Below are 15,028 nucleotides of genomic sequence, written 5' to 3'. Positions count from 1 at the left end.
CGCCGCCGGTCCCGTGCACGACGGCGCCCCGGCCCGCGCCCCGCGCGGTGTGGCAGCGGCGCCCCGCCAGGGCTCCGCACCGGGCCCCGGCCCCGGACGCCGCCCGGACCGCCGGGATCCGGCGGTGGTGAGGGGGGAATCCGGGTGCGGTCGACTAAGGTGACCAGGTGAAGATCGCCCTGATGGATTCCGGTATCGGCCTGCTCGCGGCGGCCGCCGCGGTGCGGCGGCTGCGGCCGGACGCGGATCTCGTGCTGTCGTCCGACCCCGACGGGATGCCCTGGGGACCGCGGACCCCCGCCGACCTCACCGAGCGCGCACTCGCCGTCGCCCGCGCCGCCCGTGCGCAGGGGCCGGACGCGCTGATCGTCGCCTGCAACACCGCGTCCGTGCACGCCCTGACGAGCGTGCGCGTCGAGCTGGAGCCCGCGATCCCGGTCATCGGGACGGTGCCCGCCATCAAGCCCGCCGCGGCCGCCGGCGGCCGGGTCGCGATCTGGGCCACCCCGGCCACCACCGGCAGCCCCTACCAGCGCGGACTGATCCGCGACTTCGCGACCGGCGCACGGGTCACCGAGGTGCCCTGCCCCGGACTCGCCGACGCCGTCGAGTACGGGGACGAGGCCGCGGTCGTCCGGGCCGTCGCGGCCGCGGCGGCGCTGACCCCGCCGGACATCACCGACGTGGTGCTCGGCTGCACGCACTACGAGCTGGTCGAGGAGACCATCCGGGCCGCCCTCGCCGAGCGCACCGGCGGCGACGAGCTCGTCTACCACGGTTCGGCCGAGCCCGTCGCCCTCCAGGCGCTGCGCCGCCTCGGCGCCGGGCCCGAGCCGGATCTGCCGGCCACCGGAACCCTGACCGTGCTCCTCAGCGGGCGCCCGGGCGCACTCCCCGAGGCCGCCCTCGGGTACGCCGAGGGGCGGCTGCTCGGAGGTCACCGCGCAGGCATCGGGCGCTGACCCGGCCCCTCCGCCGCCAGGCGTACGGCCAGCTCCTCCAGCGCGGCCGCGTCCAGGACCCGGTCCCCGAAGCCCGGCAGCGGGACGTGGAGCGGAGCCGTCCAGGCCTCCGGGATCGCCGCCGCGCCGTAGCGGGCGCCGGCCAGGGTGCCGGTCACCGCCGCCACCGTGTCGGTGTCCCCGCCCAGGTCCACGGCGGCCCGTACGGCGTCCGCGAACCCGCCCGTGGTGCGCAGCGCCCACACCGCCGAGCCCAGACAGGGCCAGACCGCCCCGTTGAACTCGGTGGCCAGTCCCGGGTGCCAGTCGGGGGCGAGCACCCGCGCGTACCGCTCGCGGTGGTCGGGGTGCACCGCCTCCAGGACCTCGGGGAGCGCGGCCAGCGGATCGGCCCCGCCCAGTGCCACCCGTACGAGCTCGTGCAGGACGGCCGTACCCTCCCAGGCGGCCCGGTCGCCGTGCGTGAGCGCCGCGATCCGCCGGGCGGCGTCCATGGTGCCGGCCCGGCCCGCGGGGGCGAAGTACACCGCCGAGGTCGAGGCCCGCATCAGGGAACCGTTGCCCGCCGCCCGGGCGTTGACCTGGAAGTGCAGGGCGGCGGCCAGGTCCCACGGCTCGCCGTTGGTCAGCACGTCCTCGGTCTGGAGCCCGATGTCCTTGGGCTGCCCCGCCGCCCAGCGCCGGAACCGCGCGAAGACGTCGGGGAGTTCGAGCCCGCCGTGCTCCAGCAGGGACTCGCCGACCAGCACCGCCATCTGCGTGTCGTCGGTGGCCTCGCCCGGGTCCCAGCCGCCGCCCCCGCGCATCTCCTGGCCGCGCGCCGTCAACTGCCCGGCGGGGCCGAACTCGTAGGGCGCGCCGAGCGCGTCACCGGCCGCCGAGCCCAGCACGGCTCCCACGGCGCGGTCCAGCGGGGTGTTCACAGTGCCGCCTCCTAGATCCGTGCGGCCAAACTAGCGCGAACCCCGCGAACGCCCTGACCGGCGGCACCAGGCACTAGTGCTGCGGCTGCGCCCGGGCGAGCCGCTGTTCGACCTCCTCCCCGGACAGGTCCTCCAGGTGGGTCAGGAACACCCACAGGTGCCCCGACGGGTCCCGGAGGATGGCGGTCCGGTCGCCGTGGAACTGGTCCGCCGGCCCGTGCAGCAGCTCCGCGCCCGCCGCCACGGCCCTGCGTACGAGGGCGTCCACGTCCGGGACGAACACGTGCAGCGCCACCGAGGTCCCGCCCAGCTCCGTCGGGGCGGTGAAGGGGCCGTCGGAGGTGTCGCCGAGCATCAGGACGGCGTCGGCGATGCGGATCTCGGCGTGCAGGATCCCGCCGCCGCCCGGGCGGTCGAGCCGGAACTCCTCCACCGCGCCGAAGGCCCGCTCGTAGAAGTCCATGGCGGCGGCCGCGTCGGCCACCATGATGTGCGGCACCACCGCCGTGCGGTAGCGCTGGGGAACGGTCTGTACTGCCTCGTGAGTGGTCATACGAACGACCGTAAAACCTCAACTTTGGTCCAGGTCAAGCCCCTGCCGGGCGCCGAGCCGCCCAGCCCCCGAGTGGGCGAGAGGCAGTGGCGTACGTGCGGAACGTGAGTACGCTGCTACACATGACCGGTCACCCCCCGGGTCCGCTCTGGACGGGCCGGGCCTCCAACCGCGCGCAGTGGCTGCTCGCCGCAGCCGGAGCGGCCTGTCTGGCGCTCGGCATCGAACTGGCCGTCGACTACGCCTGGGACCACGGCATCATTCCGCTGCTCATGGCCGTGATCGGCTGCCTCGCCGTGGGCCTCCTCATCCTCTACGGCACCCTCGCCTTCGTGCACGTCGCCGTGAGTATCGACTCCGAGGCCGTGGAGATGCGCTGCGGCCACATCGGCTTCCCGCGGCGCAGGATCCGCCTCGCCGACGTGACCTCCGCGGAATTCCTCCCCCGGATCACCCCCCAGCAGTGGGGCGGCTGGGGCTACCGCTGGCGCCCCGAGAAGGGCACCGCGATCATCGTCCGGCGCGGCGAGGGCCTGGAACTGCGCCTCGACGACGGCAAGCTCTTCACCGTCACGGTGGACGACGCCCAGAACGCGGTGCTCGTCATCCGGGCCCACCTGCGGGCCCTCACCCGCTGATACGGAAGGCGGGCCGTGGGTCCGTACGGGGCCGCGACGCGCGGGGACGTACACTCCGCCAGATGAGCAGCAGTGCGACCCGCGCGGCCGGGAACGAGCCGTCGAAGCCCGCCGTCCGAGAAGAAGCGGAACCGGAATCCGGGCTGACCGCCCCCGGCCCCGCCTCAGACGCCGCCCCCGGCGGCCCCGCGGCGCGCAAGGCCGCGCGGCTGGTGCGCCCCGCGCTCGCCGCCCTCTCCGGAGCGCTGCTCTACCTCAGCTTCCCGCCCCGCCCCCTGTGGTGGCTCGCCCCCGTCGCCCTCGCCCTGCTCGCCTGGTGCCTGCACGGCCGCCGCGCCCGGGCCGGCTTCGGCCTCGGCCTCCTGCACGGCCTCGGCTTCCTGCTGCCGCTGCTCGTCTGGACCAGCGAGGGCGTCGGGCCCGTCCCGTGGCTCGCCCTCGCCACCCTGGAGGGCCTCCTCATCGGCCTCACCGCCCTCGGCATCTCCCTCGTCAGCCGGCTGCCCGCTTGGCCGCTGTGGGGCGCGGCCGTCTGGGTCGCCGGCGAGGCCCTGCGCGCCCGGGCCCCCTTCGGCGGCTTCCCCTGGGGCAAGCTCGCCTTCGGACAGCCCGACGGGATCTTCCTCCCGCTCGCCGCGGTCGGCGGCACCGCGCTGCTCTCCTTCGCGGTCGCGCTGTGCGGATTCGGTCTCTACGAGGCCCTGCGCGTCGGCGCCGACACCCGCCGGGCCGGCGCCGCCCTGCTCGCGGCCGTGAGCGTGGCCGCCCCGCTGGCCGGCGCCCTCGCCGCGAAACCGCTGGTCTCCGACGCCGCCGAGGACGGCACCGCCGTGGCCGCCGTCATCCAGGGCAACGTGCCCCGTGCCGGATTCGACTTCAACGCCCAGCGCCGCGCGGTCCTCGACAACCACGCCAAGCGCACCATCCAGCTCGCCGAGGACGTCAAGGCCGGCCGCGCCGAGCAGCCCGACTTCGTCGTCTGGCCGGAGAACTCCTCCGACATCGACCCGTACCGCGAGTCCGACGCCTACGCCGTCATCGACCAGGCGGTCAAGGCCATCGGCGTGCCCGTGGCGATCGGCTCCGTACTGGTCCCCGAGACCGGGCCGCTGCGCAACACGATGATCCTCTGGGACCCCGTCAAGGGACCCACCGAGACCTATGACAAGCGCAAGATCCAGCCGTTCGGCGAGCGCATCCCCATGCGCTCCTTCGTCCGCCTCTTCAGCTCCGACGTGGACCGGGTGCGCCGCGACTTCGGCCCCGGCAAGGAGCCCGGCGTCTTCGACATGGCGGGCTCCGGCGTCGGCATGGTCACCTGTTACGAGGCCGCCTTCGACGACGCCGTCCGCTCCACCGTCCGGGCCGGTGCCCAGGTGATCGCCGTGCCCAGCAACAACGCCACCTTCGGCCGCACCCAGATGACGTACCAGCAGCTCGCGATGGACCGGGTGCGGGCCGTCGAGCACAGCCGGACCGTCCTCGTCCCGGTCACCAGCGGGGTCAGCGCGGTCATCCGGCCCGACGGAACGATCGTCAAGCAGACCGCGATGTTCACCGCCGACGCGCTCGTCGACGAGATCCCGCTGCGCTCCACCGAGACCCCGGCGACGCGGTTCGGGCCGCTGCCGGAGTACGCTCTGCTGGCCCTCGCGGCCGGCGGATTCGGCTGGGTGCTCGCCCGTCGGATCCGGGCCCGCCGGAGCTGATCCGCGCCCCGGTGCCGCTTAGGGTCGGGGGATGACCACACCTGACTTCATCCGAGAGCTCCGGGCCACCGCCGGGCACCAGCTGCTCCTGCTGCCCGGCGTCACGGCCGTCGTCATCGACGACCTGGGCCGGGTACTGCTCGGCCGGAGGTCCGACACCGGGCGCTGGTCCGTCGTCGGCGGGATCGCCGAGCCGGGGGAGCAGCCCGCCGAGACGGCGGTGCGCGAGGTGTACGAGGAGACCGCGGTGACCTGCGTCCCGGAGCGGGTGGTCCTCGTCCAGATGCTCGAGCCGATCACCTACCCCAACGGGGACATCTGCCAGTTCCAGGACATCACCTTCCGCTGCCGGGCCACCGGCGGCGAGGCGCGGGCCAACGACCACGAGTCGCTGGAGGTGGCCTGGTTCGAGGTGGACGCCCTGCCGCCGCTGGAGCCGTTCGCCCTCGACCGCATCCACCGGGCCCTGCGGGACGAGCCGACCTGGTTCGCGATGCCCGCCGGAGCCCCGCAGCAGTAGGCGGGTCAGTCGGAGGACGGGGCGGTCGGAGGGCCGGTCAGTCGGAGACGGCCGCTTCCCGGTAGAGCTCCACGGCCTGGTCGCCCATCACCGCGCTGTACGAGACCTCGGGGACGGTCCCGCCGCCCTCGTAGCCGCCCAGGACGCCCGCCAGGGCGCCGTCGACCAGCCAGGGGCTGCCGCTCGTCCCGCCGCTGAGGTCCGGGCATTCGATGCGGCGCTGGGTCTCGGAGAACAGCGTCGTGCCGTTGGCGCAGCGCAGCGGGGTCTCGCCGCTGCTCGGGTAGCCGACGACCGTGACCGTCGCGTCGCCGGGCTGCTCGGCGGCCACGGGGAAGCCGCCCACGGTGTCCTCGACCTCCCGCCCGTCGACCGGGGCGACCGTCGCGAAGGCGATGTCGTCGTCCGGGTCCTGCCCGTCGGTCCAGTCCGGGGCCACGTACATGCCGGTCAGCCGCCACACGCCGTACGGGGCCTTGCCGTCCCGGTAGCCCGGCGCGAAGACGGTGCCCTCCAGGTCGCCGAGGCAGTGCGCGGCGGTGGCGATCACGTTGCGGTCGTCGCTGCGCACCACCGCGGCGGTGCAGAAGTGGCCGCCGTCGAGCCCGCCCGCGAAGAGCGCGCCCACCCGGTCGGCGGCCGCGTCGGGGACGGCCTCCGCGGTGACGCCCAGCGGCGGTTCGGCCATGGCGTCGGGCAGGTCCACGCTGAGCAGCGCGGCCATCGCGGTGAGGGACAGCAGGATCCGGGACGTCCGCCGGGCACGAGCGCGGGAGCGGCGGCCGGGTCGGGGGAGGGTGCACTGGATCATGCTCCGAGCCTCTCCGGCGAAGCTATGTCCGGAGGCCGAAATTCCATATGAATCCGCTGTGAATCCCGGCCCGGGCCCGGCCCGGTCTAGCGGCGTTCGTACACCGTCACCCGGCGGCCCCGGACCTGGTGGTCCTCCACCACCCTGAACCGCTCCTTGAGGACCGCCGCCTTCGCCTTGTCCCGGTCCGACCCCGACGGCTTCGCCACCTTCGCCGCGTCCGTCACCAGCAGCACCCGCTCCTGCGCGAGCAGCGCCGCCCGGATCCGCGCCGGGTCCGCCTCCTCGCCCTTGAGCGTGCCCGAGGCGACCGGCGTACGGGCCAGCGCGATGTCCGCCAGCCCCGTGAAGGCCGCCGGCGAGACCAGCGCGGTGTCCCGCCGCGCCGCCGGTACGAACAGGACCGCGTCCCCGTCGTGCTTCAGCCGGGCCACCGCCCCGGCGACCGCCAGCACGTCGTCGACCCGGCTGGCCGGAGCCCGCTTGCCCAGCTCCACCGGCAGCAGCGCCAGCACCGCGACTCCGACCACGCCCGGCACGAGCAGGCCCGCCACGCGCGGGAACCGGGGGGCGGTGACGCGTACGGCGGCGCCCAGTGCGGCGCCGATCAGCAGGGCCAGACCGGCCATGCTGAACAGCACGTACCGGTCCAGGAACAGCGGCTGCACCAGGGAGAGCCCGATCAGCCCCAGCTGCGGAACCGCCAGCAGCGGCAGCCCGACGGCGGCCGTCGTCAGCCGTCCCGCGCGAGGACGGTTCCACCGATCCGCCCACGCCCCGAGCCCGCCGATCGCCAGCAGGATCCCCGGACCGATCATCATGTGCCAGGTCAGCGGCGGTATCCACGACACCTGGTCGGACTGGCCCCGGCTGAACAGGATCAGCGGCAGCGCCCCCGCCACCGCGGCCCCCGAGGCGAGCAGCCAGCGCCCGCACACCCCGCGCCCGGCCCGCGCCCACCACAGGGTCGCCGCATGCGCGGGCAGCACCAGCAGCGACAGCCAGTTCAGCAGGGCGCAGACCAGCACGGCGAGCCCGTACGCCGTCCAGCGCGGCCACGTCCGCCGCCCGGGCCGGTCCCGCCCGGGCCGGTCCGACACGAGCGACACCAGCAGCAGCGTCGCCCCCGTCGCCCCGGCCGCGACCAGGGCGTACGGCCTGCCCTCCTGGAGGTAGAACTGCACCGCCGGCAGCAGCCCGAGGGCAAGCCCTGCGCCGAGCCCCGCCCAGAAGCCCGCCAGCCGGCGCCCGACCAGCGCCACGCACGCCGCCGCGGCGGCGACCGCGAGCACGGACGGAAGCCGCAGCGTCGTCGTACTCGCGCCGAACACCTCGAAGAGCCCGTGCATCAGCAGGTAGTACAGCCCGTGCACGGCGTCGACGTTCGCGAGCATGTGCCAGATCTCGCCCGCCGAGCGCCCGGCCACCTGCCAGGTCGCCGCCTCGTCCCGCCACACGCTGTCCTGCCGGGAGAGCCCCCACAGGCCGAGGGAGACGGTCCACAGGACCGGAAGCAGCCACACGAGGTGCCGGCGCCGGCCGGACGGAGGGCGGGGTATGTCGGAAAACATGAAGGCGCGCGGATCCTCGGTGGGCGGCTCGGGCGGAAGCCACCAGTCTATGGACGCGGCGGCGGATTTCCGGACACCGTGTTGTGCGCCGCGGAGCGTGAACGCACTACCCGCCCGCACCTAGCCTCGCCCCAAGAGCACCAACGAGGGGCGGTACCCGGTGAACTGGCTCATCCACGACTACCGCGAGAGCGATCTCGCCGCCGTCGTCCACCTGATCGACACCACGGCAGAACTCGGCCAGGAGTCCGTCTTCTCCCTCGCCGAGTGCATCAGCGCCCTCACGGACCGGCAGCCCTGCGTCGTCGCCGTCCACCAGGGAGTACCGATCGGCGCGGCCCTCGCCTGCGTCACCGGCGAGCGGGCCTGGGTGATGCGCATCGCCATCGCCGCGGGCTGGCGCGGCCGGGGCCTGGCCAGCGCCCTGCTCGTCGAGCTGGAACGGCGGCTCATCGCGGCCCGCGTCGGCCGCATCGCCTACGTCCTGCCCGAGGAGGACCTGCTCGGCGAGGGCCTGCTCAACGCCGGGTACACGCGGCAGCCGGCCGTCGCCTACTTCGAGAAGACCGAGCCGCTGCACGGTCCGGCCGCGGGCCTCCTCGACGACCTCGGCGGCCGCTTCCTGCCGAACGACCTGTGGACCAAGGTCGCCGGCATGGAGAAGGAGAAGGACCTCATCGAGCGGCGTGTGGTGCTGCCGCTCGCCGAACCCGAGCGGGCCGCCGCGCACGGGGTGCGCCCGCCGCGCGCCATCACCCTCTTCGGCCCGCCCGGCACCGGCAAGACCACCTTCGCGCGCGCCATCGCCTCGCGGCTCGGCTGGCCCTTCGTGGAACTGCTGCCCTCCCGCCTCGCCGACCAGGGCAACCTGTCCACCGCCCTGCGCGAAGCCTTCGCCCGGATCGCCGAGCTGGAGCGGGTGCTCGTCTTCATCGACGAGGTCGAGGAGATCGCGCCCGTGCGCACCGAGCCCGCGCAGCCCGGCGGCATCCACGGGGTGACCAACGAGCTGCTCAAGCTGATACCCGGCTTCCGCGAGGGCGACGAGCGGCTGCTGGTCTGCGCGACCAACTCCATCCGCTCCCTCGACCCGGCCTTCCTGCGGCCCGGGCGCTTCGACTACCTGATCCCGATCGGCACCCCGGACGCCGGGGCCCGCGCCGCGATCTGGGCGCGCTACACGGCGGGCCGCGCGGACGTCGACGTATCGGCCCTGGTGGCGGCCAGCGAGCTGTTCACCCCGGCCGACATCGAGCACGCGGCGCGGACCGCCGCCCAGGTGTCCTTCGAACGGGACCTGGAGGCGGTGGGCGCCCGTGGCGCGGTGGCGGCGCAGCTGGGCGCGACCACCGAGGACTACCTGGCGGCCATCGCGCAGTGCCGCCCGACGGTGACCCCGGCCATGACGGGCGAGTTCGCGGCGGACATCACCGCGCACGCCCGGCTCTGAACGCGAAGTGGCCCGCAGCCACTCCCCAAAGCAGCTGCGGGCCTCCCGCGCGGACTTGGCATCCGTGCGGGACGGCCACGCTCCGGTTGGGGTGTTCGCCGGCTGGAACGTGACGCGCATGGGTGCCGGAGGGCGTCCTGAGCGCCCTCGTCAACGCTTCCGAGTCAACCAGCGGACGGGGTCCGCGCGCTTCGGCCGTACGGCCACGGCCACCCCGGCCGGAAGTACCGGCCGGCGGCCCCGCACCCCGGGGCCGAAGGGCCCCTGGGCTACTGTCGGCCCATGGGCTTCGTCATATTCATGACCCTGCCGGGGCTGGCGCTGCTGCTCACCGCGATGGCGTTCCTCGACCTGGCACTGGTGCGCGCGAACCGTGCAGGGCTGCTGCCCTGGCGCTGGAACGGCAGGCAGGGGCAGATCTCCTCCACCGGCTTCGAGCAACTGCACGCGAGCTTCTCGCCGGGCAAGCAGAACGAGCTGAAGGAGCGGCAGAGCGCCCTCGTCATGCGCGACGACGAGGAGGACGGCGCGCCGCCCCGGTCCCGGGTGGACCTCGACGCCGGGCGCGCCGTCATCCGGCTGTCCCCGCGGGCTACGGGCGGCAGCGGTACGTGAACTCCACCGCCGCGGTGCGGGGCTCGGGCGAGATCAGCTGGAGCTCCGCCCTGGCCGGGTAGGCACCGGTGCCGTGGAACGTCCACAGCAGGTGCAGCCGTGCTTCCCCACGGCCCCGCGGCACCCGTTCGGTGAGCGGCTCCGACCGGGTTCCGTCGCTGCGCACCCAGCGGTACTGAAGGACCCCCGCGCGCCCGTTCGTCCGTACGACGGCCACCACATCGGCCGCCGAGTCGCAGGCGGGACCCTGCGGATCGGTGCTCACCGCCACCTCCCGGACGGCGATCGAGGGCCCGTAGTGCCGCCAGCCCAGGTACGCGAGGACCGCGAGCAGGACCACCGCCGCGAGGGCGTACCGGCGCAGCCCCCGCCCCCGCCGGGGCCGCCGGACGGCGGCCGGGACGGCCACCGGGAACGGCGCGGGCATCGCCGCCGTGACCCCGGGACCGAAGCGCAGCACCGACCCCTCGACCCGGTCGGGGGCGACCTCGGCCGGCTCGGGGGGCCCGCTGAACCAGTGGCTGCCGAGGACGGTGGCGCTGTAGTCGTCGTCGCCGGCGTGGTGCGGGACTCGGGGATCGCTCATGACGGCGGCTCCTGGCAGCGCAGCAGGCGCTGAGAGTCGGTTTCGGGACCTGGGGCCGCGGGCTTGGTGGTGACCCGCACCCCGCCGAAGCAGCCGCGCCCGCGGGTGAAGGTGTGGGACTTGACCACCGAGACCGGATCGCCGGCCGGGACGGTGAAGGTCTCCGTACCGTCGGGCACGGAGTACGCGCCCTGCGTGTAGTCGGTGAACCACTCCACGACGACGGTGACCGTACCGGTCCCCTGGGTCGCCACGGACACCGTGGCGTCGCCCCGGTAGATGCCGGGCTTCAGCGCGACGTCGAGTTTGGTGACCTTCAGCGTCGGCGTCGGGGTCGGAGTCGGCGACCAGGTCACCGTCGGCTTCACCGTGGGGCTCACGGACGGGCTCGCGGGCGGCGAGTACGACGGCGTGGGCGAAGGCGAGGCGCTCGGCGAAGCCGAAGGGCTCGGGCTCGGGGACGCGGAGGGCGACGGCGTCGGGGTCGGCGAGGGCGACGAGCCCGGGGTGGCGCTCGTCGTCGCGAACGCGCTCACCGCCGAGGCCCCGCCCGGGGCGGCGCCGATCGCGTCCGTCGTCAGCACCAGCACCGCGCCGAGCACCAGCGACACGCCCGCCGCGAGCCAGCCGCGCCGACCGGGGGACCAGCCGGAGCCCGGGGGCAGCGTGGTCGTGGCGACCGCGGTCGTGCCCTGCGCGGGCGCCCCCGCCGAGGGGAACAGCAGGGGCAGCAGCGCGGCCAGCGCCGCCAGCTTGCGCTGTCCGCGCTCCTCCCACTGCGGCCCGTACGCCGCCAGGGCCACGCCCTCCAGCTCCGCCACGAACGCGTCGGCGTTCTCCGGCCGCTGCTCCGGAGCCTTCGCCAGCCCCCGCCGGATGAGCGGGCGTACGGGCTCGGGCGCCTCGGTCTCCGGGACGGGCGCCTCGATGTGCTGGACCGCGAGCTCCGCGAAGTTCTCCCCGTCGTACGGCTTGCGCCCGGTCAGGCATTCGAAGAAGGTCGCCGTCGCCGCGTACACGTCGGCCGCGGGGGAGGCCGGTCGGCCCTGCCACTGCTCCGGGGCCATGTACGCGGGCGTTCCGGCCACGCCCGGGGTGGTGCCGCGGCCCGCCGCGATGCCGAAGTCCACCAGCTTCGACGAGCCGTCCGCCGCGACCAGCACGTTCTCCGGCTTGTAGTCCCGGTGGACCACGCCCGCCCGGTGCGCGGCGGCGAGCCCCAGCAGGGAGCCCTTCAGCACCACCAGAGCGGCCTCCGGAGCGGCCTGCCCGGACTGCTTGAGCAGCGCCCGCAGGGAGATCCCGTCGACCAGCTCCATCACGATCGCGGCGCCGCCGGGGGCCTCGACGTACTCGTACAGGCCCACCACGTACGGGGAGCGCAGCCCGCCCAGGAGCCGCGCCTCGGCCCGGAACTCCCGTACGAAGGCGGGGTCCTGGAGCATGCGGTCGCTGAGGTACTTCACGGCGACCGCGGTGCCCGTACCGTCGTGGACGGCGAGCACCACGCGGCCGCTGCCGCCCGAACCGAGTTCCCGGATGTGCGTGTAGCCGGGGACCGTCCACGCGTCCTTCATCGTTCCTGCCCCCTGCCATGGCGATCCGTGCCCCGCGGCCGGTCGGTCGTCGACCGGCCATCTGCTGGGACACGATTTCGCCACGGCCGGTTCCCGCGGGCGGGGTGTCTCAGGCGGCGGCCGATACCGCGCCGATCATGGCGTGCAGCCGGTCGGCCGCCGCCCGTCCGAAGTCCGGGTCGTTGATGTGGGTGTCGTAGTCGTAGAGCCGGGCGGCGCTGCCCCGCAGTCCGTCGCGCAGCGCCGAGAACAGGGCCCGGTCCGCGTCGGGGTCATGGTAGGGGCCGCCCGGCGCGCCGAGCGTGGACAGTCCGCGCAGTGGGACGCAGACCGCCGTGGGGCCGGTGGCCGCACGGAGTTTCGCGGCGACCCTGCGGCCCAGTTCGGCGCATTCGTCCTCGGTCGTACGGACCACCGTGATCGAGGGGTTGTGGACGCGGACCCGCCGGTAGCGGGCCCGTTCCGGCAGGGTCTCCAGCGGGCCGAACTTCACCATGTCCAGCGCTCCCAGGCTCACCACCTGCGGAATCCCGGCCCGCCCGGCCGCACTGAGCCGGTCGGGGCCCGCGGTGAGGATCCCGCCGCACAGGTCGTCGGCCAGCTCGCTGAGGGTGAGGTCGAGGACGCCGGTGAAGACCCCTTGGCCGGCGAGCTTCTCCAGGGTGCGCCCGCCGGTGCCGCTGACGTGGAAGACCAGCACCTCGTAGCCGAGTTCGGTGAGCCGCTCCCGGGCCGCGTCCACGCCGATCGTGGTCACGCCCGCCATGCTCGCCGCGATCAGCGGACGGCTGCCCGCGCCCAGCCGGACCGGACGGCGCAGTTCCAGCGAGAGGCGCTCGAAGGCCCTGGCCATGCCGACGACGGCCTCGACCGCGTTCGCCATGATGGGGGCGGAGACGCTGTTGATCCCCGCGATGTCCACCACGCTGTACATCATCGTGATGTCCGCCGACCCGACGTACGGGGCCACGTCCCCGGACGCCATCGAGGAGACCATCAGTTTCGGCACGCCCAGGGGGAGTGCGCGCATCGCCCGGGTGGCGATGGAGGTGCCGCCGCTGCCGCCGATCGCGAGCACCCCGTGCAGCCGGCCTTCGGCGTGCAGGCGTAAGAGGGTCGCTTCCGCGCCCCGGGCCATTGTGGTCACGGCCGCACCCCGGTCGGCGGCCGCGCGTAGTTCCGAGAGCTCCGTCCCCGCTGCCCGCGCCACCGCTTCACGCGGCACGTCGGCGGGCACCCGGGGTTCGCCCATGATTCCTGTGTCGACCAACACCACTTCGACGCCGGCGCCGAGCAGCCGCTCGCGCAACCAGCCGTACTCCACACCCTTGGTGTCCAGGGTTCCCACCAGCACGACGTTCGTCATAGGTGCAATGTCCATGCAGGTGGGGTTTGTTGGCAAGTAAAGGGTGGGTCAACCCTTCGCTAGCCCCAATAGCCGCTCCAGAAAAGGGAGTTGGGACACCACCAGCTTGTTTCTGGCCACCTCGGGAGCGAACCAGGCCACCCGGTCCAGCTCCGGGAACTCCTGCGTCCGGCCCGAACCGGCGGGCCACTCCATGCTGAACGTCCCGGGCACCATCAGCGCCGGATCCAGGTCGGCGCGTACCGCCCAGATCGTCACCAGCTTCCCGCCCGGCACCCGCACCTCGCCCAGGGGCAGGTACGGGCCCTGCGGCGGAGGCAGCCCGATCTCCTCGGTGAACTCCCGGCGCGCGGCATCGCGCGGGGTCTCCTCCGGGCCGTACTCGCCCTTGGGGATCGACCACGCGCCCGCATCGCGCCGCTCCCAGAACGGGCCGCCCATGTGGCCGAGCAGGACTTCGACGTCATCCGGACCGCCCCCGGCGGCACCGTGGTCGATCTCGCGGAACAGGAGCAGCCCGGCGCTGCGCTTCGGCGTCATGCGGTGATGTATGCCCCGCGCGGGCGCGGCTCAGCACCCGGCGCGGGCCCCGGCAGCGCGTGCGCCGCCGGATCAGTGGTCGTGCGGGCCCCGCCGGTGCACCGGTCCGTGCGCGTCCGCGCAGTGCGGATCGGACGACGGGTCCGGGCCGGGGATCTCGCCCGCGCGGCCCACCGTGAGCAGGGAGTCCTGGGCGTGGTCCACCTGGAGGGTGGTGTGCGTGATCCCGTACTCCTTGGCCAACAGCCCCTCCAGGTCGCGGCGGACGGCGTGGCAGTCGCTCTCGGGCGCCACCAGCACGTGGGCGGAGAGCGCCGCCTGACCGGAGGTGATGGTCCAGATGTGCAGGTCGTGTACCTCGGTGACGGGCGGGTGTCCGGCGAGCCGGTCGCCCACGGCGTCGGGGTCCACGTGGGCCGGAGCCGCCTCCAGGAAGATCCGGCCGGACTCCCGGACCAGTCCGTAGCCCGCCTTCACCATCAGCACGACCACCACGAGGGAGGCGATCGAGTCGGCCTGCCGGAAACCGGTGGTGAGCACGATCAGACCGGCGACGGCGGTGCCGATGAAGGCGAACAGGTCGTTGAGGATGTGCTGGTAGGCGCCCTCGACGGCGAGCGAGGTCCGGTTCGCCTTCGAGATGAACCAGGCCGCGACCACGTTGACGGCGATCCCCGCCAGCGCCGTGACCAGAACCAGGCCGCCTTCCACCGGTGGCGGGTCGAGCAGCCTGCGCACCGCCTCGTACGCAAGCCAGACCGCCAGCAGGAGCAGTGTCAGGCCGTTGGCCTGGGCGGAGAGTATCTCGGCGCGCTTGAGGCCGTACGTGAAGCCGCCGCGCGCCGGGCGGGCGGCGAGCCGCATCGCGATCAGCGCCAGGACGATCGAGACGGCGTCGGTCAGCATGTGCGCGGCGTCCGAGATCAGGGCCAGGGAGTGCGCCACCACACCGATGACGACCTCGATCGCCATGAAGGCCGCGATCAGGCCCAACGCCATGGCCAGCCAGCGGCGGTCGGCGTCGGCCGCGACACCGTGGCTGTGCCCGCCCGGACCGTGGTCGTGGCCGTGACCGCCGTGGCCGCCGGCACCGCCGTGGCCGTTCCCGTCGTGGTCGTGTGCCGGGTCGTCGTGCTCGTGCGGCGCGTGGTCGTGCGCACTCATGGCGTCCCCCGTTTGATTTCGGACCGGTCGCTGTTCGGATCTG

15 protein-coding genes are annotated in these 15,028 nt (G+C 74.3%); 6 read left to right on the top strand and 9 right to left on the bottom strand.

The window, feature by feature from the left end; all coding sequences use genetic code 11:
* Nucleotides 1-167 precede the first annotated feature (167 nt).
* Complete coding sequence (locus AB0M99_RS01490) at nucleotides 168-962, top strand: aspartate/glutamate racemase family protein (protein ID WP_365916317.1); 795 nt, start codon at nucleotides 168-170, stop codon at nucleotides 960-962.
* Here the strand turns inward: AB0M99_RS01490 and AB0M99_RS01485 are convergent.
* Nucleotides 938-1,885: an ADP-ribosylglycohydrolase family protein gene (locus AB0M99_RS01485; protein ID WP_365916315.1), complete on the bottom strand. Its 948-nt coding sequence runs from the start codon at nucleotides 1,883-1,885 to the stop codon at nucleotides 938-940. The genes AB0M99_RS01490 and AB0M99_RS01485 overlap by 25 nt on opposite strands.
* A 73-nt stretch (nucleotides 1,886-1,958) precedes the next feature.
* On the bottom strand, nucleotides 1,959-2,438 hold the full coding sequence (locus AB0M99_RS01480; protein ID WP_365916313.1) for a VOC family protein: 480 nt from the start codon (nucleotides 2,436-2,438) through the stop codon (nucleotides 1,959-1,961).
* A 122-nt stretch (nucleotides 2,439-2,560) separates the two neighbouring features.
* Here AB0M99_RS01480 and AB0M99_RS01475 point away from each other — a divergent pair, with 122 nt between their 5' ends.
* From AB0M99_RS01475 to AB0M99_RS01465, 3 genes are all read left to right on the top strand, one after another.
* A complete protein-coding gene (locus tag AB0M99_RS01475) occupies nucleotides 2,561-3,076 on the top strand; it encodes a hypothetical protein (RefSeq protein ID WP_365916311.1) in 516 nt (171 codons plus the stop codon).
* 62 nt (nucleotides 3,077-3,138) lie between these two features.
* A complete protein-coding gene (gene lnt / locus AB0M99_RS01470) occupies nucleotides 3,139-4,785 on the top strand; it encodes an apolipoprotein N-acyltransferase (RefSeq protein WP_365916309.1) in 1,647 nt (548 codons plus the stop codon).
* Between the two features lie 31 nt (nucleotides 4,786-4,816).
* The gene (locus AB0M99_RS01465) at nucleotides 4,817-5,305 is read left to right on the top strand and encodes an NUDIX domain-containing protein (RefSeq protein WP_365916307.1); all 489 of its coding nucleotides are present in this window, start codon (nucleotides 4,817-4,819) and stop codon (nucleotides 5,303-5,305) included.
* Nucleotides 5,306-5,342: 37 nt separating this feature from the next.
* On the opposite strand, the gene AB0M99_RS01460 is transcribed toward AB0M99_RS01465, so the two are convergent.
* Both AB0M99_RS01460 and AB0M99_RS01455 read right to left on the bottom strand, forming a co-directional pair.
* Nucleotides 5,343-6,116: a trypsin-like peptidase domain-containing protein gene (locus AB0M99_RS01460; RefSeq protein WP_365916305.1), complete on the bottom strand. Its 774-nt coding sequence runs from the start codon at nucleotides 6,114-6,116 to the stop codon at nucleotides 5,343-5,345.
* An 86-nt stretch (nucleotides 6,117-6,202) separates the two neighbouring features.
* Nucleotides 6,203-7,687, bottom strand: a complete 1,485-nt coding sequence (locus AB0M99_RS01455) for a hypothetical protein (protein WP_365916303.1) — start codon at nucleotides 7,685-7,687, stop codon at nucleotides 6,203-6,205.
* A 160-nt stretch (nucleotides 7,688-7,847) separates the two neighbouring features.
* On the opposite strand from AB0M99_RS01455, the gene AB0M99_RS01450 reads away from it, so the two are divergent.
* A complete protein-coding gene (locus AB0M99_RS01450; RefSeq protein ID WP_365916301.1) occupies nucleotides 7,848-9,137 on the top strand; it encodes a bifunctional GNAT family N-acetyltransferase/ATP-binding protein in 1,290 nt (429 codons plus the stop codon).
* A gap of 282 nt (nucleotides 9,138-9,419) precedes the next feature.
* On the top strand, nucleotides 9,420-9,752 hold the full coding sequence (locus tag AB0M99_RS01445; protein WP_365916299.1) for a DUF6191 domain-containing protein: 333 nt from the start codon (nucleotides 9,420-9,422) through the stop codon (nucleotides 9,750-9,752).
* On the opposite strand, the gene AB0M99_RS01440 is transcribed toward AB0M99_RS01445, so the two are convergent.
* From AB0M99_RS01440 to AB0M99_RS01420, 5 genes are all read right to left on the bottom strand, one after another.
* Nucleotides 9,730-10,338 carry a hypothetical protein gene (locus AB0M99_RS01440; protein WP_365916297.1) on the bottom strand — a complete coding sequence of 203 codons (609 nt, stop codon included), beginning with the start codon at nucleotides 10,336-10,338 and terminating at the stop codon, nucleotides 9,730-9,732. The genes AB0M99_RS01445 and AB0M99_RS01440 overlap by 23 nt on opposite strands.
* The gene (locus AB0M99_RS01435; protein ID WP_365916295.1) at nucleotides 10,335-11,915 is read right to left on the bottom strand and encodes a serine/threonine-protein kinase; all 1,581 of its coding nucleotides are present in this window, start codon (nucleotides 11,913-11,915) and stop codon (nucleotides 10,335-10,337) included. The genes AB0M99_RS01440 and AB0M99_RS01435 overlap by 4 nt, the downstream gene beginning before the upstream one ends.
* A 109-nt stretch (nucleotides 11,916-12,024) precedes the next feature.
* Nucleotides 12,025-13,281: a Tm-1-like ATP-binding domain-containing protein gene (locus tag AB0M99_RS01430; protein ID WP_365916293.1), complete on the bottom strand. Its 1,257-nt coding sequence runs from the start codon at nucleotides 13,279-13,281 to the stop codon at nucleotides 12,025-12,027.
* A gap of 48 nt (nucleotides 13,282-13,329) precedes the next feature.
* The gene (locus AB0M99_RS01425) at nucleotides 13,330-13,821 is read right to left on the bottom strand and encodes an NUDIX domain-containing protein (protein ID WP_365916291.1); all 492 of its coding nucleotides are present in this window, start codon (nucleotides 13,819-13,821) and stop codon (nucleotides 13,330-13,332) included.
* A 72-nt stretch (nucleotides 13,822-13,893) separates the two neighbouring features.
* Nucleotides 13,894-14,985, bottom strand: a complete 1,092-nt coding sequence (locus tag AB0M99_RS01420) for a cation diffusion facilitator family transporter (RefSeq protein ID WP_365916289.1) — start codon at nucleotides 14,983-14,985, stop codon at nucleotides 13,894-13,896.
* Nucleotides 14,986-15,028 lie beyond the last annotated feature (43 nt).

This window comes from Streptomyces sp. NPDC051183, assembly GCF_040682455.1.
Lineage (GTDB): Bacteria > Actinomycetota > Actinomycetes > Streptomycetales > Streptomycetaceae > Streptomyces.
Note: the sequence above shows the minus strand (reverse complement) of the source record. Positions and strands in the feature narration are given on the sequence as shown.